Source organism: Cytobacillus sp. EB106-05-05-XG126, assembly GCF_058791715.1.
Genome location: NZ_JBYTDU010000001.1, coordinates 1154090 through 1174787, shown reverse-complemented (window position 1 = coordinate 1174787; position 20698 = coordinate 1154090). Strand labels below are relative to the sequence as shown.

Below are 20698 nucleotides of genomic sequence, written 5' to 3'. Positions count from 1 at the left end.
GTTAGATGGGTTCAATAAAAACATCCATAATTCCACCGCATATTCCGCCATCTTCATAAAACAGCCCTTTTGTTAAATCAACGCGTTTTTGAGTTGGGGTATTTGTTTGTATGACCTGAAAAGCCTTCTCAATTACTTCTGCTTCACCGCAGCCTCCGCCAATTGTTCCTTCGATTCTTCCGCAGGGGAACACAATCATTCGGCTTCCAGTTTTTCTTGGGGTAGAGCCCTTCGTGCGGATAATTGTAGCGAGTGCTGCTTTCTCACCTCCTTTCCTGATATCGAGGGTGCGCTTTATAAGCTGCATTTGGTCCATTTGCCAGCCCCCTCATGGAAACCCATTTTTGCAAATCTTTTAATTTGCGAACTTAAGGAATCTCCTGATTTTTGATTTTTCACTTTCAGAATTTCTGCCATGATACTGACTGCAATTTCTGCAGGAGTTTCAGCACCAATATCGAGACCCACAGGGGTGTATAAATTTTCAAAGCTTTCATCCGGAAAATCCCGCTGAAGTTCTTCAAATACACCCGAAATACGTCTTCTGCTACCGATCATGCCAATATATCCTGCCTGACATTTCCTTTTTAAAAGTTCATCCAAACTGAGAACGTCATACTTATGTCCCCGGGTAAGAAGGAGAATATAAGTTTTTTCTGAAATGTCGACATGCCTGAAAAAATCCAGATAGGATTGGCAAACCACTTCATTTGCATTTGGGAAGCGTTCTCTGTTTGCAAACTCTTTCCGATCATCTATAACTGTCACGAAAAATCCGAGCATACGTCCCATTTCTGCCACGGGTTCACACACATGGCCGGCACCGGCTACTATCATATGAAGAGGAGAAGGGAAGTACTCAGCAAAACATTCAACTAAACGATCCTTCCACATAAATCTCACAGTGCCGGACCGTTTTTTGGTGACCAGTTTATTGCAATGTACCAATAATAAATCCCTCACATCCAGGGGCAGAAGGGAGGCTTCAGTGCAGAAATCTCCGTCTGGCCATAATAAAGCTTTCGCTCCAATGAGTTCTTCATCAGGATAATCTGTTATAGTCAGCAGAAATGTATCTTTCCGGTTTTTGATTGATTCTTCTAATCTGACAAATAAACTGCGGCTCATCAATAGGATCACCTTGAGGATTGGATTTTTTGTTTTTTGAGATCTTTTAATGCATTAAACACTCTTTCTGGAGTAGCGGGCAGATGGCGGATTCTGGCTCCTGTTGCATCATATATGGCTGACATGATGGCAGCAATAATCGGAATCATCACCACTTCTCCGATTCCCTTCGCCCCAAAGGGCCCTGATTGTTCGGGCTCTTCTACCGGAAAGGTCTCAATCAAAGGAGTCTCTCGAATAGTAGGGATGATATAATCAGTGAAATTCCGCGTTTTATGATAACCATTTTCGATCAGTACATCTTCATAAAGGGTATAGCCGATGCCCATTACGGCTCCGCCTTCAGTCTGGCCCTCCAGCCCCTGCGGATTAATGACTTTGCCCGCATCCGGGATGGATACAACCCGCAGAACTTCTGTTTCACCTGTTAAAGTATCAACTTCCACCATCACTACATGTGTCAAATATCCGTATAAATGGTGGGGAGCACCGCCGGAACCTTTGATTTCTTCTTTTTCTTTCGGCAGGTAGAAGTGACCTTCTACTCTAGTTGCCTGATGATGATCATACAGATATTTATAGATAGACTTATAAGGTATGATCTCTCCATGGGCTGAAATATGGTTCGGTTTTAAGTCAATTTGAGAAGAATCTAAATTCAGCATTTCAGCAGCAGTTTGAATAAGAAGCTCAGTCATCCTGGGTGCTGCTGCCGTAACAGCTCTTCCACCGGTATAGGTGGAGCGGGATGCAGTTACAGTACCGCCATCAAGTGTTTTTTGTGTATCACCTTGAACGATTTTAATATTGCTGATATCACAGTTCAGCATTTCAGCGGCTATCTGGGCATAGGCGGTGCTATTGCCTCCTCCAATCTCCTCGCATCCCACACCTACAAGGAATGTTCCATCCGGCAGAAGTTCAATAGAGGCGGCACCATAGTCAGGAAGGCCAATGCCCATTCCGATGCCATGAAAGGATGTTGCCACGGAAACTCCCCGTTTTTTCCATGGCTCACTTACTTCGGATTTATACTTTTCCCGGTTCTTCCACAGCTCACAATTCTCTGCTGTTTCCAGGGTTTTATAGGTGCCAACACTGGATTTGACAATATGGCCGACACTTGAAACCTCCCCCTGGTGATAGACATTTTTTTTGCGCAATTCGATAGGGTCCATTCCCAGCTTTTCTGCAATCATGGCCATATGTGTTTCAATTCCCATGCATACCTGATTGACGCCAAAGCCTCTGAAAGCACCGGCAATGCCATTATTGGTATACACACAGAAGCCTTCGAGATCCACATTGGGAATTTTATAAGGGCCGCATGAATGTTCGATCGCCAATGCAATGACTGCCCCTCCAAGTGATGCATAAGCACCGGTATCTCCAATGGCTTTAACCTGATTGGCAAGAAGTGTCCCGTCTTTTTTAGCAGCGGTCTTCATCTGAACTTTAAAAGGATGCCTTTTTATACCCGCAATGACAGACTCTTCCCGGCTCAAATGGATTTTTACAGGCCGTCCCTTTGTATGCAGTGCAAGGAGGGCAAGGTATATTTGAACCGTGATCTCATCCTTTCCGCCGAAGGCACCGCCAATTGGGCTTGAAATGACTCTTATTCTTTCAGGATTATAAGCCAGGGACCTCGCAATCTGCATTCGATCGCGGTATGCGTATTGGCCAGGACAGCGAATCGTTAGGAACCCTTCGTCATCCATTACCCCCCAGCCGCCTTCTGTTTCGATAAAAGCATGCATTTGCCGGGGAGAGTAGAAGGTATTCTCTACAATGATGTCAGCTTCCTCGAAGGCCTTCTCAATGTTTCCGTTATTAATTTTGACATGGCTGTGCAGATTGCCATCCGGATGAAGCTTCGGAGCAGAATCTGTCAGGGCATATTCAGCATCTGCAACAACTTCAAGGGGCTCATAGTCCACTTTAATTAAACTCAGTGCCTGCTCGGCGATTTCCAGTGTTTCTGCAGCTACCAGGGCTACAGCGTCCCCTGTGCACCGGACGACATCAGAACACAGAACAGGCTGGTCGGGAACGACAATCCCAAATCCATTAAAGCCGGGAATATCTTTATGGGTTAGTACACATATAACACCAGGCAGATTTTTGGCTGCTTCAATATCAATGGAATTAATTTTTGCATGCGGATACTCAGACCGCAGCACTTTGCCCCAAACCATATTGTCAAAATGGTAATCGGTCATATATTTTAATTCTCCGGTTACTTTTTCCGGGCCATCAATTCTTTTCACCCTTTTTCCAACCCATTTGGTGTTCACTGGTTATTCCACCTCCTGATTAAACGGTACAATCCTCTTTCTAATAAAGCGCTCGCCATATCCCTTCTATATGTAGCAGTTGCTCTTCCATCTGTGATGGGCATGACCTCTTTCCAGGCAATTTTGGCGATATTCCGGATTAATTCATCATTAAGCGTTCCCAGGGGAAGCATAGATTCACACTTGCGTGCCCGGATAATAGTTGGTGCCACAGATCCGAAAGCGATTTTTCCTTCCCTGCATTTCAGATCCTGATCCATTGTGAGTGAAATAGCAACATTCACAATGGAAATAGATTGTGCTTTGCGGGGGCCGAGCTTCTGGAAAATGCCTATTTCATTTGGTTTTTGCGGTTTAATGAGGATTTTTGTGATCATTTCATTTTCTTTTAAAACTGTCCTGCCGGGACCAAGGATAAACTCCTCGATGGGAAGAATTCGTTTTTTCGACATAGAAGAGAGTTCAAGCATTGCTCCAAGAACATACAAAGCCGGAAGGGTATCGCCTGCAGGAGAGGCAGTGCCAATATTGCCGCCGATTGTTCCCATATTCTGCATCTGAGTGGCACCGATTTCCTTCGCTGCATCCACGAGAACATCCGCTTTTCTTTGCAGAAGCGGAGAATGAATAATATCCGTATGTGTGGTCAATGGGCCAATTTGAATACAATCTTCACCTTCTTTGATATACCGCAGCTCATTTAAGTTTTTTATATTGATCCAAATCTCCGGCCGCCATTTGCCTTCCTTCATCCGGACTGCAGCATCTGTACCGCCTGCTATCAATCTATGAATCCTGCCTTCCTCGGATAGCTGCATCAGACATTCGGATAGAGAGGAAGGGGTAATCATGTCAATCTCTGAAACAAGCATCGGCTTACCTCCTGGTATATTTTTTAAGCTCAATTTTATAATCTTCCTGATGATTCAGGTTGAGATGAATCTGCTCATCTTCCACTGGCACCTCAAGGAGGAATTTTTCATGCTGGTGAATTACATGTCTCAAGCCCATTTTCTCTTCCTTTAACGATAAAAGCTCGTTCCTCAATCCAGAGGAAAAGAGGATTGGGTGACCTCTTTTGCCCTGGTGGCTGGGGATTGCAATCAGGCAGCGGCTTCTTCTAAGATTCCCGGCGAGCTTATTAATGATGACAGAATGAAGCGGCTGGTCCACGGATGTAATCAGAATCGTTTCTGATAACGTGTCTGCAGCTTTCACCCCTGCAATGATGGACGAGCATTTACCATCTTGAAAATGTTCATTTATTATCAATTTAGCAGAATACTTTTTTGCGATTGAAAGGAATTTTTCAGCCTCATATCCCAATACAACTACAATATCTGTGAACACCGATTTTTTGAGAGTATTCAGCTGATGCTCGAATAATGTCGTTCCATTCCATGGCAGCAGTCCTTTTAGAGTACCCATTCTGCTGGAATGGCCCGCTGCAAGCAAAATGGCTGTATGTGTCATGGACTACCTCATTGTTTCCGGCTCAGATATCTTTTGGCTGGCAGCTGTCTGAACGGCCTTAATGATTTTGGTATAGCCTGTACAGCGGCATAGGTTGCCTCCTAATGCAGTTTTAATATCCCCGACGGATGGAACATGATCAATTCCATCCAAGAAAGCTTTTGCTGATACGATGATTCCCGGAGTACAATAGCCGCATTGTGTTGCTCCTTCAGCTATAAATGATTCCTGAATCACATCCAGATTTGGTGATAATCCGACTCCTTCACAAGTGGTGATCACCTGGTTTTCAGCCTGGCCAGCGAGGACAAGACAGGAGCATACAACCTCATTATCGATTAAAACAGAGCATGATCCGCATTCTCCCTTTCCGCAGCATTCCTTGCTGGCAGTCAGACCCAGATCCTCCCTCAAAACATCAAGGAGCGTTTTCGCAGGCGGGCAAAGGACCGTACATTCCTTTCCATTAACAATAAATTGAATACTTTTCAAATCTTCGCCTCCTCATAGATTATGAAACTATAATGGCAATGAAAAAATAGTGTGAGCAGTTTGTAGGGATATTAGCCTGGCGAGCATGCAGAGGTATTTAAATTATGATATTATGCTTCTTCTTCTAAATAGACTAATAAGCACAAAAAAATTCCTGCACAAAAGGTTCCCTGTTTGAAGCCCACAGGAAATATACCTTTCGTAGATAGGAATTCCGGTTCCCAGTAGAAACCCTCAAACCGATTATTGAGGTTATACGAAAAATTCTATTTAATTTTTCATGGTGCTGAAGGGAGGTTTTATTGGAACAATTATAGAAATAGAGGGGGAGTTGAATTGTAGTGTAATAGTTAAGTTAATATTTTGTCAAGTACGAATTTTCTGAAAAAAGATATTGACTTATAAAATAGCCTTGTTTAATATATTGATTAACAGGAGGATTACATGACTGTTTCTACCTCAAAATTCTCTCAGACCATAAAAAAAGATCTCGCTTATCTCTATAATCGTGTGAACCAGGAGATCTATGGAACAGGCGTAAAAAAACAGCGTATTGAAACTTTTGATGATAGAGTCATCATCTTTGCCCAGCATAAGCGTGTTCAGGCACTGCATATGCTGAGCCAGAACTTCCATCACCTGACCATTTCGGTTGATTCAGCATTGATTGTTGAATTCAAATCGCTTTTTAAAGGGATGATTGAAGATGCTCTTCATTTGAAAGTCAAGACGATTTTAAAAGATTATGATCCTGTTACTGAAGAAGCATGCACCATTATTTATTTTGAAGAATAGCAGTTTTACATTATGTTAGGGAGAGCTGTGCATGCCGCAGTTTTTCTTAAACCTGAATATAGGAGCGGTTCCTTTGTCTTTTGTTTAACGGAAGCTGAATGAAACCGCAGTAATAGAACATCTATGGTTTACTTTGATGTTATCTATTGCTGCGGTTTTTTTTATACAAATATTTCTTTTGGGAGGTGATGCCGTTTTTTAAAAGCTGGAGTAGGCTATGGCATAACAAAGAATTAAACCTGGGGGGAAAATCTTTGGAAAAGCTAAATCCTTGGAAGGTAGGGACTTTGGGATTTCAGCATGTGCTAGCCATGTATGCAGGTGCTGTCATTGTACCGCTGATTGTGGGACCGGCAATTGGGCTTAATGCCCAGCAGCTTGCTTACTTAATATCGATTGATTTGTTTACCTGCGGGATTGCTACATTGCTTCAAGTTATAGGGGGGAAGCATTTTGGCATTAGGCTGCCTGTCATTCTGGGATGTACTTTTACAGCAGTCGGCCCGATGATTGCCATCGGGAATTTGCAGGGCATTACTGCCATTTACGGGGCTATTATTGCTTCAGGTATTATCGTCATGATTCTATCACAATTTATGAGTAAAATTATGAGGTTTTTCCCGCCGGTCGTTACCGGTTCAGTCGTCGCTATTATCGGGGTATCACTGATTCCTGTTGCCATGAATAATGCTGCAGGCGGGCTGGGATCACCTGATTATGGAAGCTCGAAAAATCTATTCCTGGCTGCATTTACACTGGTGCTGATTATTTTAATGAACAGGTTTTTTAAAGGCTATATGAAAGCGATCTCTGTCCTGCTGTCATTGGTGGCAGGGACAATAGCAGCTTACTTTATGGGGCTTGTCAGTTTTGCCGAAGTCAGCCAGGCTTCCTGGTTTCATGTCGTTCAGCCGTTTTATTTCGGATTCCCGACATTCAATGCCTCAGCCATCCTTACGATGACTTTAGTAGCAATTGTGAGCATGATTGAATCTACTGGAGTATTTCTTGCTCTCGGAGATGTCTGTGAAAGAAAACTGGACTCTAAAGACATTAAGAAAGGGCTGCGTGCAGAAGGACTGGCTGTTGTTATAGGGGGCATTTTTAACGCGTTTCCTTATACCTCCTTTTCCCAGAATGTAGGGCTTGTAGCTTTGACTAAAGTAAAAACACGGAATGTTGTTATCGCAGCTGGTGTCATATTGATGACTTTAGGTCTTTTGCCTAAAGTGGCTGCTCTGACTACGATTATTCCTATGGCTGTCCTAGGAGGAGCCATGATTCCGATGTTTGGGATGGTTATCTCATCAGGAATCAGAATGCTTTCTGCAGTGGATTTCAGCAAAAATGAAAACTTGCTGATTGTAGCCTGTTCAATAGGAATCGGACTTGGTTCGGCAGTTGTACCGCAGATTTTTGAGAGTCTGCCGACAAGTGCACGCCTGCTGGTTGAAAATGGAATCGTACTGGGAAGCATCACAGCAATTTTATTAAATTTGGTATTTAATTATAAAGATTTAAATATAAGTGAAAGTGAAAGAATCGAACAGCTGAAAGGAGATCACTCAGCTGAAATGATTTAATAGCAGCTGCTGTAACCATCTGCCTCTTTTTTTGAGGCAGAAATCAAATTAATAGATAGGAGCAATGTAAATGGATTTAATTCTGAAAAATGCAAATATTCCGCAGGGAGATCGTCAGGTTTTAACGAATATTCTAGTAAACGAGGGAAAGATTGTCGGCTACACGAATGACATTTCTTTTCTGAATGCAGCCAAGGTTATTGATATTCAAGGGAAATTAGTTGTTCCAGGCTGTATTGATCCACATACCCACTTTATGGATCCCGGGTTTACTCACAGAGAAACATTTGCAACCGGCAGCCGTTCTGCAGCAGCTGGAGGCTTGACAACCATTATCGATATGCCATGCTGCAGCAAGCCATCTGTTAGGGATGGGGATAGCTTCAATAAAAAAATCGGTCCAATCAGGGATCAGGCTTATATTGATTACTGCTTCTGGGGCGGCATGACTGGTGAAGATGCACGTGAAGGCTGGATTGATAATATTTATCCTCAGATAGACCAGGGAGTTGTTGCATTTAAAGTTTACATGACTCCTTCTGTGCCTACCTTCCCTAAAGTATCTGACGCAGAAATGCTGGAGATTTTTAAAAACGTTGCAAAAACCGGTCTTCCTATTGGTGTTCATGCTGAAAACTATGATATCTGCACATTCAATTCGAAAAAACTTGAAAAAGAAGGCCGCCTTGACGGACCGGCATGGGCTGAAGCTCGTTCAAGCCTCGCTGAGAAAGTGGCCATTGAACTGATTCTCAGCTTCGCGGAAGCTACAGACGCACGTGTACATGTCGTACATATGAGCACAAAGGAAGGCGTCGAGCTGGTTAAAGCTGCAAAGAAGCGTGGTGTCAAGGTTACTGCTGAAACCTGCCCTCACTACCTTGTTTTAAATGCTCAGGATTCCATGTCAGAGCGGGGCTCCTATGCCAAAATTGCTCCTCCGCTGCGAGGAAAAGAGGATAACGAATCCCACTGGCAGGCACTGGCTGATGGAACAATCGACTTCGTCGGAACCGACCATGCCCCATATGAAATTGCCACCGAAAAGGATTATCCAGGTGCAACGATTTGGAACACCTTCCCTGGCATTCCGGGTGTAGAAACGATGGTGCCGATCCTTGTCAGTGAAGGCTTAAATAAAGGACGCATATCCTTATCGAGATTTGTAGAAGTAACGAGCCGCAATGCCGCCATTCATTATGGAATTTACCCTAAGAAAGGCTCAATGGAAATTGGCAGCGATGCTGATTTCACGGTTATCGACCTTGAAAAAGAGTATGTAATTGATGAACAGAAAACAGAATCAATGGCTAAATACAACCCGCTGCATGGCATGAAACTAAAAGGAAAGCCAGTACAAACCATTATCCGCGGAAGCGTGGTCTTCGAAGAAGATAAGGGGATAGTCGGAGAAGCGGGATATGGAGAATATGTTCCTCGCCAAAGCATCCAGAGACTTGAAAGAACATTGAAGTATGAAAAATACGAGGCGGTAAATGTGAAAACAAAAGATCCTGTAGCACAGCAATAAATATATATCGAGGGAGGCTGAAGGGATTGGAACTTAGGGGAAAAAAGCACTGTGTAGTCATTATTGATATGTTAAACGACTTTATCGGCGAAAAAGCAGCATTAAGGTGTGAAAATGGCGAAAAAATTGTTCCTAAAATTCAAGAACTTATTGAATTCGCACATAATCACAATATTCAAGTTGTGCATGTTCAGGAAGCTCACAGAAAGAATGACCGTGATTTCCGTGTAAGACCTGTCCATGCAGTAAAAGGAACCTGGGGTTCGGAGTTCATTCCAGAGCTTCAGCCCGATGAGAGCAAAGGAGATTATGTGGTCCAAAAGAGGCGGCATAGTGCATTCAGTTATACTGATTTTGATCTCTTCCTGAGAGAAGAAGAAATTGATACGGTCGTCCTTACTGGAGTCTGGACCAATGTATGTGTACGCAGTACCGCCTCTGATGCCTTGTATCATGGCTATAATGTGATTTGCGTATCAGATGCCACCGCTTCGCAGGATGATGATATGCACGTATCAGGTCTAAGGGACATTGACATTTTCGGAGATATATTATCAACAGAAGAATACAAAGAACTGGCTAAAAAGAAATTCTCCCAAGACGAATCCGTTGTATAACTCTTCTCAAGTTCCAAGGAAAAAACGAATTTTAGTGGGCATAACCGGAGCAAGCGGATCATTGTATGCATATACACTGATCCGCGCTCTTCATCAATTAGAGATCGAAACGCATTTAATTGCTACGGAGATGGGAGAAAAAGTAATGCAATTTGAATGCGGGATCAAGATGGACGAGCTGAAGGAGTATGCCGCTATCCACAGCAACCGGAATCTTTTCGCTGCGGTTGCCAGCGGATCCTTTAAAACAGACGGAATGGTGATTGTGCCATGTTCTATGAATACATTGGGTGCGATTGCAAATGGAGTCGGCGATACGCTTCTAAGCAGGGCTGCCAGTGTGGTTTTAAAGGAGAATAGAAAGTTTATTATTGTTCCGAGAGAAGCTCCTTTTAATTTGATTCACCTGCGCAATATGACTCTCCTTGCTGAGAGCGGGGCTTGCATAATGCCAGCATCTCCAGGCTTTTATCATAAGCCGACGGAAATCTGGGAGCTGGCCAACTTTATGGTGGCGAGGATATTGGACATGCTGGATATTGACCATGAGCTCTTGGAGAGATGGGGGGAAAAGGCATGAACCCTGTAACAATGAGGGCTTTGCTGGACAGATGGGATAGCATGGGACTTCTTCATCGGGTGAAAAAAGAGGTGGACCCTCTCTATGAACTGGGAGCAGTGATAAATACGAAAAATGGCAGACAGCCTTTTTTATTTCAGAAAATCAAAGGCTATCAATCTTCCATGGCTGCCGGTTTGGGAGGAGACAGAGAGCTTTTGGCGGACAGCATGGGAATCACCCCATCTGAACTTATTTCTAAAATCATTGAATCAATTGTTAATCCTATTCCGACAACTTTAAGGCAAACTGGTCCTGTCCAGGAGAATCTTGTAACCGGGGAATTCGACCTGGCAGATTTGTTTCCTATCCCAACCTATCATGCAGAAGACTCAGGTGCATATTATGTAGCAGGAATTCTGGTAGTTAAAGACTTATCCGGCAAAAAGAGATATACCTCGATTCGCAGGATGCAATACCTTGGCGGTAATCGAACGAACATTCTTATAACCTCACCGGAACTGATGGAGCAATATGCCCATTATGAAAGCATCGGCGAACCGATGGAGGTGGCTGTTATGTTTGGTGTTGTTCCAGCTGTTGTCCTAAGTTCTCAGATCAGTACGCATTTGTACCATACCGACAAATTGGATGTAGCAGGTGCACTGCTTGGCCAGTCTCTGGATGTGGTTCAGTGCAAAACGGTCGATTTGGAAGTACTGGCTGATGCGGAAATTGTTCTGGAAGGCAAGATGCTTCCATTTGAAAGAGAACTTGAAGGTCCGTTTGGTGAACTGGCCGGTTATTATGGCACCAGAACGCCACAGCCGATAGTAGAATTTTCAGCCGTTACTTACCGGAATAACGCTATCTCACAGACTATTTTTCCATCAAGTTATGAAGAAAGGCTGCCAATGGCGCTTGTCAGGGAAGCTACACTTTTAAGCACCGTCAGGCAAGTTGTTCCAAATATCAAAGCGGTACATATCCCGATGGGCGGTGTCGCCCGCTATCATGCAGTCATACAAATTGAAAAGAAGCATGATGGTGACGGCAAACAGGCGGCACTTGCAGCTTTTGCAAGCGATAAGGATTTAAAGCATGTGGTTGTTGTGAATGATGACGTCGATATCTTTGATTCGGATGATGTTGAGTGGGCTATTGCGACAAGAGTGCAGGCGGGGGATGATATTTTTATCGTACAGGGTGCGAAGGGATCACCGCTCGAGTCTTCCCATCATTTAAAAGGAGTCAGTGATAAGATGGGCATCGATGCCACCTATCCGCTTGGAAAAGAAGAGTTATTTAAAAGAACTTCAATCCCCATTGAAGTGAATCTTGAAGACTATCTTTAAGATTTTGCAGTAGAGGAGGTCAAAAATGAAGGCAATTGGCTTGATAGAAACAAGGGGCTTGACAGCAGCTATTGAAGCGCTGGACTCAATGGCAAAAGCAGCAAATGTCAGCTTAGTTGATTTAAAGAGAGTCGGATCCGGACTTGTCACCGTCATAATTGAAGGGGATGTGGCAGCAGTCACAGCTGCTGTTGAGGTTGGGAAGACTGCTCACACCACGGCTGGAGGAGAACTGGTTTCGGCAAATGTAATACCCCGCCCTCATTCAGAACTTCGTAAAATTTTATAAGAGTATGTGTCAAAAGTGGAGGTGCATAATGTGTGTCTGACTTTATTAAAAGTGTTGTAGAAGAAGTAATGAAGCCCTACAGCAAGCAAAAAGAAAATCCTATTAATGGAGCTCCCAGTTTTCCCCCGCCCCGCAGCCAGCCGGGATTGAAGTCGGGTATACCGGGCATAAACCGGCCAAATTATCAGAAAGAAAAAATGAAAAAAAGAATAGCTGTTAATCATGCGGATGCGCCACAGTCTGCTAATCCACACCAAAACGTTAGAAGGCAGACAGTTTCACTTTCTTCACCCATGCCTTCCGCTAAAGAAAAAATTGCACAGCTTCAGACCCTGTCCCTGGTACAAGGGAAACAGCGGGTTACTGCCAGGGCTGAATCCGCTGAAACAAAACCCGGCCGAAATGCAAGAGAAAGCCAGCTTATCGGACAAACGCCGGAGGGTGTGAAAGTCTGGCTATTCTCTGATCTTCACCCCACCTTGGAAGGCTCCTTCCAGCGGGAATTAAAAACAGCCTCCATCGGGGTAGTGACTGCAAAAAAATGTACGCCCGGACAGCTATTTTTACTGAATAACCTTTTAAGAGAGTTTCCTTCTTTAAAATATTGCCTGTCATGGGACAAAAACAGCGGGCAATCCTTTTCGCTGGAGCTTTATGAAGAGAATTATGAAGTACTGTTAAACGCCTTAAAGAGCTTCTTCAAAAAACTTTCCCAAAAATCATTTAAAACGATTACAGCACATAAAGAAAAATCCCCCAGTCCATGGCTTACAAAACAATTAGGGATTAACTCGTCAATTGGCGGTGTAGCTGTCATTGAAGGAATTGACTATTATTCGGGTATTTTGCTCCTTGACCGGCACATGAAAAAAAATACGGCTGAACACATCAATTTTTTAATAGAGAAGGAATATGTGCTTCTTCACGGTCAGTTTGATGAGGTATCCCGTATCACGGATCAGCTTTGTAAGGAATTCGACAGGATTAAATAAGGCTTGGCCAGCAGCACAGTCACAGATCAGCTCAATAATTCCTGAAAATTTAGCCGGTCTGACAATTTCACATGAGGAGGATTCTTCAGTTGCAAGCATTGGGTTTGATTGAAACCGTTGGTTATTCAACAGCAGTTTCTGCAGCAGATGCAGCCGTAAAAGCAGCAGATGTAGAAATTGTAGGAATTGAAAAAGTAATAGGAGTGGATGGCTACCTTGGCGTCACAATCCATTTTAACGGTGATGTTGCGGCTGTAAAGTCTGCAGTCGATGCCGGTGTGAGTTCAGCAGAGAGAATAGGAAAAGTAATTTCTGCTCATGTAATCCCGCGTGCACACAGTGAAGTGGCAGGGAAGCTGCTTCCGAATTTCAAACTGAAAGACATGCATCCGGAAGCAAGTGCTGAAAAAGAGGTTAAATCCGTAGATAAGCCACATGAAAAAAAGCAAGTTAAAAAACAAATTGAACCTGATGAAAATGATAATGATAAACCATCAGTTTAATAAACTTAAGGAGGAAACACACAATGGGTGAAGCATTGGGATTAATCGAGACGAAAGGCCTTGTTGGCGCAGTAGAGGCAGCGGATGCAATGGTTAAAGCAGCAAATGTGGAGATCTGCGGATATGAAAAAGTGGGATTTGGCCTTGTAACAGTTATGGTCAGAGGAGATGTTGGAGCGGTTAAAGCAGCGACCGATGCAGGAGCCGAAGCTGCCAGCCGAGTAGGAGAACTCATCTCGGTCCATGTCATTCCGAGACCGCACAGCGAAGTTGAAAGAGCTCTATTATCAAAAAATATCGGTGAATAAGCATGAGGAGCAAAAAGCAGAGTGTTATGGCAAAAAACACTCTGCAGGCGCTTTATATGCGAAATGATAACTGGAGAGACAGAAAACCTCATATCCTGGCTCTATTAACCTCTCATTTGATAGGAATGGATCCGGGATTTTCTTACTTGAAAAAGTTAACAGAGGAAGATATTACACTTAGAATGACTGCTGAAGAAGAAATGCTGACCCAATTTCCGCTTGAGGAGTTAGTTTCTCTGACCGGAAATGACGATTGGATCTCTGCTTCCATGATTAATGATCAGCTTCTTGATCATTTTGATGAAATTCTTTTGCCAATTCTATCATTTTCTCTGATAGCAGATCTATTGAACTGTAACGAACAAAGGCCTTTGGTGCGGATTATACTAATGGGTTTATTAAAAGGAAAACGGGTCACGGCGTTGAAGGCTGGAGGTGATCCTTTCAGTCAGTATTGGAAACTGAAAGGAATGGATAAAGGGCCGGACATATTAAAAAGAAAGCTTAATGGGCAGATGGCAGAGCTGAAGGTGCTTGGCATAAGATTAATAGATTTCAATGATAGGGCAGACTTTGCTGTTCATCAAATGAAGAAAACGGTTATTACCGATGAGACAGTCCGGGTTGCCTATTTGAACAATCTTGATCAGCTGACTGTTCCAAAAGGGGCTATCATAACCCCCCTGGCAAAAGATACAGCAAAGGAACTTAAGATCGAAATTATTTTACATTAAGGGGTAGGTCTTTATGCAAATGGGAATAGTGGTTGGCCGTGTAACTGCCACAAGAAAAGATGATAATCTGGTAGGCACAAAACTATTAATTACCCAGCCTATAGGATTGGACGGCTCAATGTTACCGAACCCCATTATAACCGTTGATACTGTTGGTGCCGGCATTGGCGAGAAAGTCATCTATGTGACTGGAAGCATGGCATCAAGAGCGGTTCAGAATAAAGATGCACCTATCGATGCTGCCATTATCGGAATTATTGACAGTGTAGAATGAATGGAAACAGGGGGTTAATAAATGGATGCAAAAAATATCAAAAAGGCAGTGCAGTACCGCAAGCTTATTGATGTTTTGCTTGATTCCAGCCAGTATGCCGATGTAGTTCTGAAAGGGGGATACTTTATTAATGTAATTACCCGTGAGATCTATGAAGCAGACGTTGCGATGAAAGGCGAATATATATTAATGGCAGGGGACGCAAAAGACTTAATTGGGCCAAAAACGATAGTTGAAAACATTCAGGGGAAATTCGTTTGTCCAGGGTTCATTGATTCTCATATGCATTTTGAGAGTGCGATGCTGACTTGTACGGAATTCTCCAAGCTTTCCATTCCGACAGGAACCACCACGCTGATAGGTGATCCGCATGAAATAGGGAACGTCCTGGGTGTTCACGGAATGCAGGCAATGATTGAAGAAGCTAAGACACTTCCAAACCGGGTATTATTCACGGTACCTTGTGCTGTGCCTGATGCTCCCGGTCTTGAAACATCCGGCTTTGATGTGACATCAAAGGATATGAAAGAGCTCCTGGCAGACCCATATGTGCAGGGAATTGGGGAGATTCAAAGCTTCAGCAATATAGGTCCCGTGTATGAGCATGCACCGGAATTAATAGACGATCTTGTTGCCGCAGTTTCATATGCAAACAGCATAGGAAAAACCGTTGAAGGGAACGCCCCTGGATTGTTTGGCAAAGAGCTTGCCGCTCATATTATCAGCGGAGGTAACCATGTGTCCTGCCATGAAACTACAACGAAAGAAGAAACAGTCGAAAAGCTGCGCAATGGCGTAAGTGTGTTCATGCGTGAAGGCTCTTCCCAAAGGAATATGGCAGACTGTATTCGTGCCATAACAGAGGATGGGCTGGATTCCCGCCGTGCAATCCTCGTATCAGATGATATGGTGCCTGCTGATCTATTAAATTACGGACATATGAATGATATCGTCCGCCGAACCATTGCAGTGGGGATTGATCCAGTGGAAGCCATCCAAATGGCGACCATTAATCCTGCCACCCACTTTGGCTTTAAGGATGTGGGGGTCATTGCACCAGGCAAAAGAGCAGATGTCGTTGTGATCAGTGATCTGAACAATATGACAATCGATCAGGTATACCTGGCAGGGAAAAAAGCAGCTGAAAAAGGCGAATTAACTATAGATATTGCTCCTTACATATATCCGGAAAGTGTGAAAAAGTCAGTGAAGCGGAAGCCAGTAACAGTGAAGGAAATCGCCATTGAAGCTCCAGGCAGCCGTGCAAAAGTAAGGGCAATTGAAGCGATACCTTTCCAGAACTTAACCGGCGGAAGCGAATATACGCTGAATGTCAAAGAAGGCATTGTGCAGCCGTGCCTAAAGCAGGATGTTCTGCCTCTGCTGGTTGTTGAGCGCCACGGCAGAACCGGAAAAATCGGCAAGACGTTTCTTCATGGCTTTGATTTGAAAAGCGGAGCCATAGCAGAAAGTGTAGCCCATGATACACACAATATCATTGTTACAGGAACTAACTACGTAGACATGGCCATGGCGGTTAACCGTGTCATTGCCATGGATGGCGGAATAGCGATGATAAAGGATAGCAAAGTAGTAGGTGATCTTCCTCTCCGGATTGGCGGTTTAATGACAGATGAATTAACTGGAAAAGAAATGAGTGAAAAGGTCGACGAATTATCGCAGCTTGCCAAAGAAGTTCTGGGCTGCGGTATGGAAGTTCCCTTTATGCATTTATCATTCTGGTCATTGGTAACAAGCCCCAAATGGAAAATTACAGATATGGGGCTTATCGATGTAGATAAGTTTGAGGTCATTCCGACCATTATTAATTGATCATTAAAGCGGCGTTCTCTGCCGCTTTTCATATATACAGCAGGTAAAGGAGGAATAGCATGGGAGTTAAGCTTGTCGATTTAACACAGGAAATTTATCAGGGGATGCCTGTTTTTCCCCTTCATCAGAAAACAATGATCTTCCCGAATATCTCCCACGAAGAAAGTGAAAAGCAAATTGGATTTATGTTTGCTACTAATAATCTATTAATCAATGAACATGGTCCAACTCATAGTGATGCAACTTATGAGTATGATCCTAACGGCCAATACATCGATGAAATGCCGCTTGAGTATTTTTACGGGCCGGCAGTTTGCCTTGATGTATCCCACATCCAGCCTCATCAATATATAACAGACCGTGATCTCGAGGATGCACTGAGGAAATCACAGCAGTTTATTGAAAAAGGAGATATCGTCCTCCTCTATACAGGCCATTACAATCGGTCTTATGGTACGGACAAATGGCTCACCACTTATACCGGCCTGGATTATCAGGCAGCAAAATGGCTGGCTGATAAAGGTGCAGTCAATATAGGCATTGATGCCCCGGCCATTGACCATCCGGATGATCCAAAGTACTCCGGACATCTTATTTGCCGTGAATACGGAATAACCAATACTGAAAATCTTTGCAATCTCGACCAGATCGCAGGCATGCGATTTCTATATTTCGGACTCCCTCTCAGAATTCGGAAAGGAACGGGATCTCCGATTCGTGCGGTTGCAGTTTTCATTGAATAACAACAAAGGCTGGTGTTTTAAATGAAAGAGGTTTTTAACAGAGGCAAGATCCTGGACGAAATTATTATCCCGCCGTATGAAGGAAGAAGCGCACTGATTCACAAAGGGGAAGAGCTGATTATTATTGATATGGAAGGAAAACAGGTTGGGGACTTTGTCTGTTTTAACTATGAAGATCCCGAGGAACATGTTTCACCTGTCCATATGCGGGCTTCACTAAGCAGCATACGGCTGAAAACGGGAGACTGGCTATACAGCAACCGCCGCCGTCCGCTAATGCAGCTTTTGGAAGATACTGTTGGAAAACATGATTTCTTCTTTCCGGCATGTGATTATTACCGCTACAAAGTTGATTTCGACAAAGAGGACCATCCTAATTGCCATGATAATATTGCGGATGCATTGAAAAAGTATAATATTCATCCTGCTGTTATTCCGGATCCTATTAATATCTTTATGAATAATGTTCTTGGTGATGCCGGGGATTATGTCATTGCCGAACCCCTTTCCAAGCCTGGCGATTACATAAGGCTGAAAGCGTTGTGTGATGTTGTCATTGCCTGTACAACATGTTCACAGGACATGGCGCCTGTTAATGGATTTAAGGTGACCCCTATTAAAATGCAAATTATGGAGGCGGATTCATGAATGATATTCAGTTTCTTCAGCATCTGCTCCAGATTGACAGCTCCAATCCGCCCGGAAACGAGCATTTAGTGACTGAAGCCTTTATTAACAGATGCAAGCAAAATGGTCTGCCGTTTAAAGTGACCATGCTTGATGCGACTCGAAGCAATTTTGAAGTTACGCTTCCAGGAAAAAGCGGTAAACAGCTATTCTTATGCGGGCATATGGATACAGTTTCACCTGGAACAGGAGAATGGGTTTACTCCCCTTTTTCAGGAGAAATCGCAAATGGCCGGATTTATGGCAGAGGAGCTTCTGATATGAAGAGCGGCCTTGCAGCAATGTTCTTGGCTTTGGAGCAGCTGTATCTCTCCAATACTGATCTGCCTGCAGACGTTACCTTTCTGGCAACAGCCGGGGAAGAAGTCGACAGCTGCGGTGCCAGGACTTTTTTAAAAGAAAACGATGGCCGAAAAATTGATGCACTTGTCATTGCCGAACCGACAAATGAAAAAATTGTAATTGGCCATAAGGGAGCCCTTTGGCTTGAGATCACAGCTTATGGGAAAACCTCTCACGGTTCCATGCCGGAACAGGGAATCAATGCAGTAGATCATATGCTGAAAATAATCCGGGTATTGGATGAAATGAAAATTGAATGGAAGACAGAAAAGAAGCCCCTCGGACAAAGCAGCCTGGCTGTTACCATGATTGAAGGCGGAGTGCAGACCAATGTCATTCCAGATAAATGCAGCATCAGAGCAGATATTAGAACAGTTCCCCCTCAATCCCATTCCCTTTTTATAAACAAGCTAAAATCCAAACTCGATGTTCTCTTGGATCAGGGAGAAATTTATAAATACAGTATTGAAACCCTTCTTGACCGTCCATCTATTTTAACTGATCCTGCCCGGGACATTATTCAAATTGCGCAGATGGTAAAGGACGAATCGGAAGCGGACCATTACGGGGTGTCCTACTATACAGATGGTGCCGTACTTAATCCAAGAAGTGAAATTCCTACCTTGATTTATGGCCCAGGTGATGAAAAGCTGGCGCATAAGCCAAATGAGTGGGTTAGTCTGGCGGCATATCAGCGCTCCATTCAATTTTACAGACAGCTTATTATGTCATATGGGAAGCTGGAGCCGTCAGAAGTCAGTCCAATACGAGGGGGAGGAAGAAATTGAGCAGTATTCTGATAAAAAACGCTGAAATTATTACAATGAATGCAGCTGAAGAAATCATTTTCGGGGATTTATATATTGTAGATGACCGCATTGCCGACATTGGACAGAATTTAACACATAAAGCGGATAAAGTAATCGATGCCACTGGAAAGACGGTCATTCCAGGATTTATTCAGACACATATCCATCTGTGCCAGACATTATTCCGCGGGCAGGCTGATGATTTGGAGCTTCTTGATTGGCTGAAGCAGAAGATCTGGCCGCTTGAGGCATCACATGATGAAGAGTCTATCTATTATTCTGCTATGCTCGGAATTGGCGAATTGCTCCAGAGCGGAACAACAACTGTAGTGGACATGGAAACCGTTAATCATACGGAATATGCCTTTCAGGCCATTGCCGAAAGCGGCATTCGGGCACTTGCCGGAAAGGTCATGATGGATAAAGGGGATGAGGTCCCTGTTCCGTTAAGAGAAAATACCTCTAAATCCATCCAGCAAAGCGTTGATCTCCTTGAAAGATGGCACAATCGTGAAAACGGTCGCATACAGTATGCCTTCTGTCCCCGATTTGTCGTTTCCTGCACAGAGGAATTACTGACAAATGTCAGGGATCTCTCTGCACAATACAACGTAAGGGTCCATACTCATGCATCCGAAAATGCCAGTGAAATTCTCCTTGTTGAAAGAGAGCTTGGCATGCGGAATGTAGTCTATCTGGACAGCATTGGCCTTGCAAATGAACGGCTGATACTGGCACATTGTGTTTGGCTTAATGAAGAAGAAAAAAGAATCATTAAAGAACGGGGCGTAAAGGTCAGCCATTGTCCGGGATCAAATCTAAAGCTGGCATCAGGTGTGGCAGAGATTCCATCATTACTGGATCAGCAGGCATTTGTCAGCCTTGGTGCTGATGGGGCTCCCTGCAATAACAACCTGGATATGTTTAATGAAATGAGATTGGCTGCCATCATTCAGAAGCCTGTGCACGGACCAACTGCAATGAATGCGAGAACCGTCTTCAGAATGGCGACAATCGGCGGAGCGAAGGCAGTTGGAATGGAACAGGAAATCGGAAGTCTGGAGCCCGGAAAGAAAGCAGACCTTGCTATCCTTAATCTGAATGATTTTCATATTTATCCGTCATTTGATATCGATACTATCTCGAGGATAGTCTATTCAGCCACTCGTGCAGATGTTGAATCCACCATTGTGAACGGCAAAATGGTGATGGAAAATCGGAAGCTGAACACAGTCGATAAAGAAATGGTTTTAAAAGAAGCGAACACCAGCATAAAGAGGCTGCTCAAAAGATTAGAGACAGCAGTTTATTAATCTTCTAATTCGGCTGAAAGCAAATCAGCCGGTTTTTTTAT

23 protein-coding genes and 1 riboswitch are annotated in these 20698 nt (G+C 43.7%); of the genes, 17 read left to right on the top strand and 6 right to left on the bottom strand.

Annotated features, from left to right (window positions below; all coding sequences use genetic code 11):
- Position 1: 1 nt before the first annotated feature.
- Genes AC3WTL_RS05885 through AC3WTL_RS05860 form a run of 6 tightly spaced genes read right to left on the bottom strand, consistent with a single transcriptional unit; the run spans position 2 to position 5390 of the window.
- Positions 2-316 carry an XdhC family protein gene (locus AC3WTL_RS05885; RefSeq protein ID WP_163145019.1) on the bottom strand — a complete coding sequence of 105 codons (315 nt, stop codon included), beginning with the start codon at positions 314-316 and terminating at the stop codon, positions 2-4.
- Positions 295-1128 (bottom strand): XdhC family protein, encoded by an 834-nt coding sequence (locus AC3WTL_RS05880; RefSeq protein WP_252221807.1) that lies wholly within the window; start codon positions 1126-1128, stop codon positions 295-297. Before AC3WTL_RS05880 ends, AC3WTL_RS05885 begins: the two co-directional genes overlap by 22 nt.
- A gap of 8 nt (positions 1129-1136) precedes the next feature.
- Complete coding sequence (locus AC3WTL_RS05875) at positions 1137-3425, bottom strand: xanthine dehydrogenase family protein molybdopterin-binding subunit (RefSeq protein WP_252221810.1); 2289 nt, start codon at positions 3423-3425, stop codon at positions 1137-1139.
- Entirely contained in the window at positions 3422-4297 is an 876-nt protein-coding gene (locus tag AC3WTL_RS05870) for an FAD binding domain-containing protein (RefSeq protein WP_252221813.1), read from the bottom strand. Before AC3WTL_RS05870 ends, AC3WTL_RS05875 begins: the two co-directional genes overlap by 4 nt.
- 4 nt (positions 4298-4301) lie before the next feature.
- Positions 4302-4898: a nucleotidyltransferase family protein gene (locus tag AC3WTL_RS05865; protein WP_492369209.1), complete on the bottom strand. Its 597-nt coding sequence runs from the start codon at positions 4896-4898 to the stop codon at positions 4302-4304.
- A gap of 3 nt (positions 4899-4901) precedes the next feature.
- A complete protein-coding gene (locus AC3WTL_RS05860) occupies positions 4902-5390 on the bottom strand; it encodes a (2Fe-2S)-binding protein (RefSeq protein WP_048010092.1) in 489 nt (162 codons plus the stop codon).
- Between the two features lie 182 nt (positions 5391-5572).
- Positions 5573-5670: riboswitch (purine riboswitch) on the bottom strand.
- A 164-nt stretch (positions 5671-5834) separates the two neighbouring features.
- Here AC3WTL_RS05860 and AC3WTL_RS05855 point away from each other — a divergent pair.
- The 17 genes from AC3WTL_RS05855 to AC3WTL_RS05775 all read left to right on the top strand — a co-directional run bounded on the left by AC3WTL_RS05855 (position 5835) and on the right by AC3WTL_RS05775 (position 20657).
- On the top strand, positions 5835-6185 hold the full coding sequence (locus AC3WTL_RS05855; protein ID WP_252221819.1) for a Na-translocating system protein MpsC family protein: 351 nt from the start codon (positions 5835-5837) through the stop codon (positions 6183-6185).
- Between the two features lie 254 nt (positions 6186-6439).
- Positions 6440-7768 carry a nucleobase:cation symporter-2 family protein gene (locus AC3WTL_RS05850; RefSeq protein ID WP_082138990.1) on the top strand — a complete coding sequence of 443 codons (1329 nt, stop codon included), beginning with the start codon at positions 6440-6442 and terminating at the stop codon, positions 7766-7768.
- Positions 7769-7838: 70 nt separating this feature from the next.
- Positions 7839-9299 (top strand): allantoinase AllB, encoded by a 1461-nt coding sequence (gene allB, locus AC3WTL_RS05845; protein WP_048010090.1) that lies wholly within the window; start codon positions 7839-7841, stop codon positions 9297-9299.
- 26 nt (positions 9300-9325) lie between these two features.
- Positions 9326-9916 carry a cysteine hydrolase family protein gene (locus AC3WTL_RS05840; protein WP_035332403.1) on the top strand — a complete coding sequence of 197 codons (591 nt, stop codon included), beginning with the start codon at positions 9326-9328 and terminating at the stop codon, positions 9914-9916.
- Positions 9831-10496, top strand: a complete 666-nt coding sequence (locus tag AC3WTL_RS05835) for a UbiX family flavin prenyltransferase (RefSeq protein ID WP_492369208.1) — start codon at positions 9831-9833, stop codon at positions 10494-10496. Before AC3WTL_RS05840 ends, AC3WTL_RS05835 begins: the two co-directional genes overlap by 86 nt.
- Positions 10493-11830 (top strand): UbiD family decarboxylase, encoded by a 1338-nt coding sequence (locus AC3WTL_RS05830; protein WP_252221822.1) that lies wholly within the window; start codon positions 10493-10495, stop codon positions 11828-11830. Before AC3WTL_RS05835 ends, AC3WTL_RS05830 begins: the two co-directional genes overlap by 4 nt.
- 25 nt (positions 11831-11855) lie before the next feature.
- Entirely contained in the window at positions 11856-12119 is a 264-nt protein-coding gene (locus tag AC3WTL_RS05825) for a BMC domain-containing protein (protein WP_226619264.1), read from the top strand.
- Positions 12120-12151: 32 nt separating this feature from the next.
- Positions 12152-13111 carry a hypothetical protein gene (locus AC3WTL_RS05820; RefSeq protein WP_252221828.1) on the top strand — a complete coding sequence of 320 codons (960 nt, stop codon included), beginning with the start codon at positions 12152-12154 and terminating at the stop codon, positions 13109-13111.
- 89 nt (positions 13112-13200) lie between these two features.
- Positions 13201-13614 (top strand): BMC domain-containing protein, encoded by a 414-nt coding sequence (locus AC3WTL_RS05815; RefSeq protein ID WP_315900323.1) that lies wholly within the window; start codon positions 13201-13203, stop codon positions 13612-13614.
- Positions 13615-13637: 23 nt separating this feature from the next.
- A complete protein-coding gene (locus AC3WTL_RS05810; protein ID WP_009334686.1) occupies positions 13638-13922 on the top strand; it encodes a BMC domain-containing protein in 285 nt (94 codons plus the stop codon).
- 26 nt (positions 13923-13948) lie between these two features.
- Complete coding sequence (locus AC3WTL_RS05805; RefSeq protein WP_252221831.1) at positions 13949-14656, top strand: hypothetical protein; 708 nt, start codon at positions 13949-13951, stop codon at positions 14654-14656.
- 13 nt (positions 14657-14669) lie between these two features.
- On the top strand, positions 14670-14930 hold the full coding sequence (locus tag AC3WTL_RS05800; RefSeq protein ID WP_492369207.1) for a EutN/CcmL family microcompartment protein: 261 nt from the start codon (positions 14670-14672) through the stop codon (positions 14928-14930).
- Positions 14931-14951: 21 nt separating this feature from the next.
- Entirely contained in the window at positions 14952-16763 is a 1812-nt protein-coding gene (locus tag AC3WTL_RS05795; protein WP_048010083.1) for an adenine deaminase, read from the top strand.
- Positions 16764-16822: 59 nt separating this feature from the next.
- Positions 16823-17506, top strand: a complete 684-nt coding sequence (locus AC3WTL_RS05790) for a cyclase family protein (protein WP_048010082.1) — start codon at positions 16823-16825, stop codon at positions 17504-17506.
- A 21-nt stretch (positions 17507-17527) separates the two neighbouring features.
- The gene (locus AC3WTL_RS05785; RefSeq protein ID WP_492369206.1) at positions 17528-18154 is read left to right on the top strand and encodes a DUF1989 domain-containing protein; all 627 of its coding nucleotides are present in this window, start codon (positions 17528-17530) and stop codon (positions 18152-18154) included.
- Complete coding sequence (locus AC3WTL_RS05780; protein ID WP_250802288.1) at positions 18151-19323, top strand: M20 family metallopeptidase; 1173 nt, start codon at positions 18151-18153, stop codon at positions 19321-19323. Before AC3WTL_RS05785 ends, AC3WTL_RS05780 begins: the two co-directional genes overlap by 4 nt.
- A complete protein-coding gene (locus AC3WTL_RS05775) occupies positions 19320-20657 on the top strand; it encodes a 5'-deoxyadenosine deaminase (RefSeq protein WP_248347179.1) in 1338 nt (445 codons plus the stop codon). The genes AC3WTL_RS05780 and AC3WTL_RS05775 overlap by 4 nt, the downstream gene beginning before the upstream one ends.
- The last annotated feature ends 41 nt before the right edge of the window (positions 20658-20698 follow it).

Excerpts from the sequence above, each read along its gene's own strand:
- AC3WTL_RS05885 (WP_163145019.1), bottom strand. The coding sequence starts at position 316 with ATGGACCAAATGCAGCTTATAAAGCGCACCCTCGATATCAGGAAAGGA.
- AC3WTL_RS05880 (WP_252221807.1), bottom strand. The coding sequence starts at position 1,128 with ATGAGCCGCAGTTTATTTGTCAGATTAGAAGAATCAATCAAAAACCGG.
- AC3WTL_RS05870 (WP_252221813.1), bottom strand. The coding sequence starts at position 4,297 with ATGCTTGTTTCAGAGATTGACATGATTACCCCTTCCTCTCTATCCGAA.
- AC3WTL_RS05865 (WP_492369209.1), bottom strand. The coding sequence starts at position 4,898 with ATGACACATACAGCCATTTTGCTTGCAGCGGGCCATTCCAGCAGAATG.
- AC3WTL_RS05855 (WP_252221819.1), top strand. The coding sequence starts at position 5,835 with ATGACTGTTTCTACCTCAAAATTCTCTCAGACCATAAAAAAAGATCTC.
- allB (WP_048010090.1), top strand. The coding sequence starts at position 7,839 with ATGGATTTAATTCTGAAAAATGCAAATATTCCGCAGGGAGATCGTCAG.
- AC3WTL_RS05830 (WP_252221822.1), top strand. The coding sequence starts at position 10,493 with ATGAACCCTGTAACAATGAGGGCTTTGCTGGACAGATGGGATAGCATG.
- AC3WTL_RS05825 (WP_226619264.1), top strand. The coding sequence starts at position 11,856 with ATGAAGGCAATTGGCTTGATAGAAACAAGGGGCTTGACAGCAGCTATT.
- AC3WTL_RS05810 (WP_009334686.1), top strand. The coding sequence starts at position 13,638 with ATGGGTGAAGCATTGGGATTAATCGAGACGAAAGGCCTTGTTGGCGCA.
- AC3WTL_RS05805 (WP_252221831.1), top strand. The coding sequence starts at position 13,949 with ATGGCAAAAAACACTCTGCAGGCGCTTTATATGCGAAATGATAACTGG.
- AC3WTL_RS05800 (WP_492369207.1), top strand. The coding sequence starts at position 14,670 with ATGCAAATGGGAATAGTGGTTGGCCGTGTAACTGCCACAAGAAAAGAT.
- AC3WTL_RS05795 (WP_048010083.1), top strand. The coding sequence starts at position 14,952 with ATGGATGCAAAAAATATCAAAAAGGCAGTGCAGTACCGCAAGCTTATT.
- AC3WTL_RS05790 (WP_048010082.1), top strand. The coding sequence starts at position 16,823 with ATGGGAGTTAAGCTTGTCGATTTAACACAGGAAATTTATCAGGGGATG.
- AC3WTL_RS05785 (WP_492369206.1), top strand. The coding sequence starts at position 17,528 with ATGAAAGAGGTTTTTAACAGAGGCAAGATCCTGGACGAAATTATTATC.
- AC3WTL_RS05780 (WP_250802288.1), top strand. The coding sequence starts at position 18,151 with ATGAATGATATTCAGTTTCTTCAGCATCTGCTCCAGATTGACAGCTCC.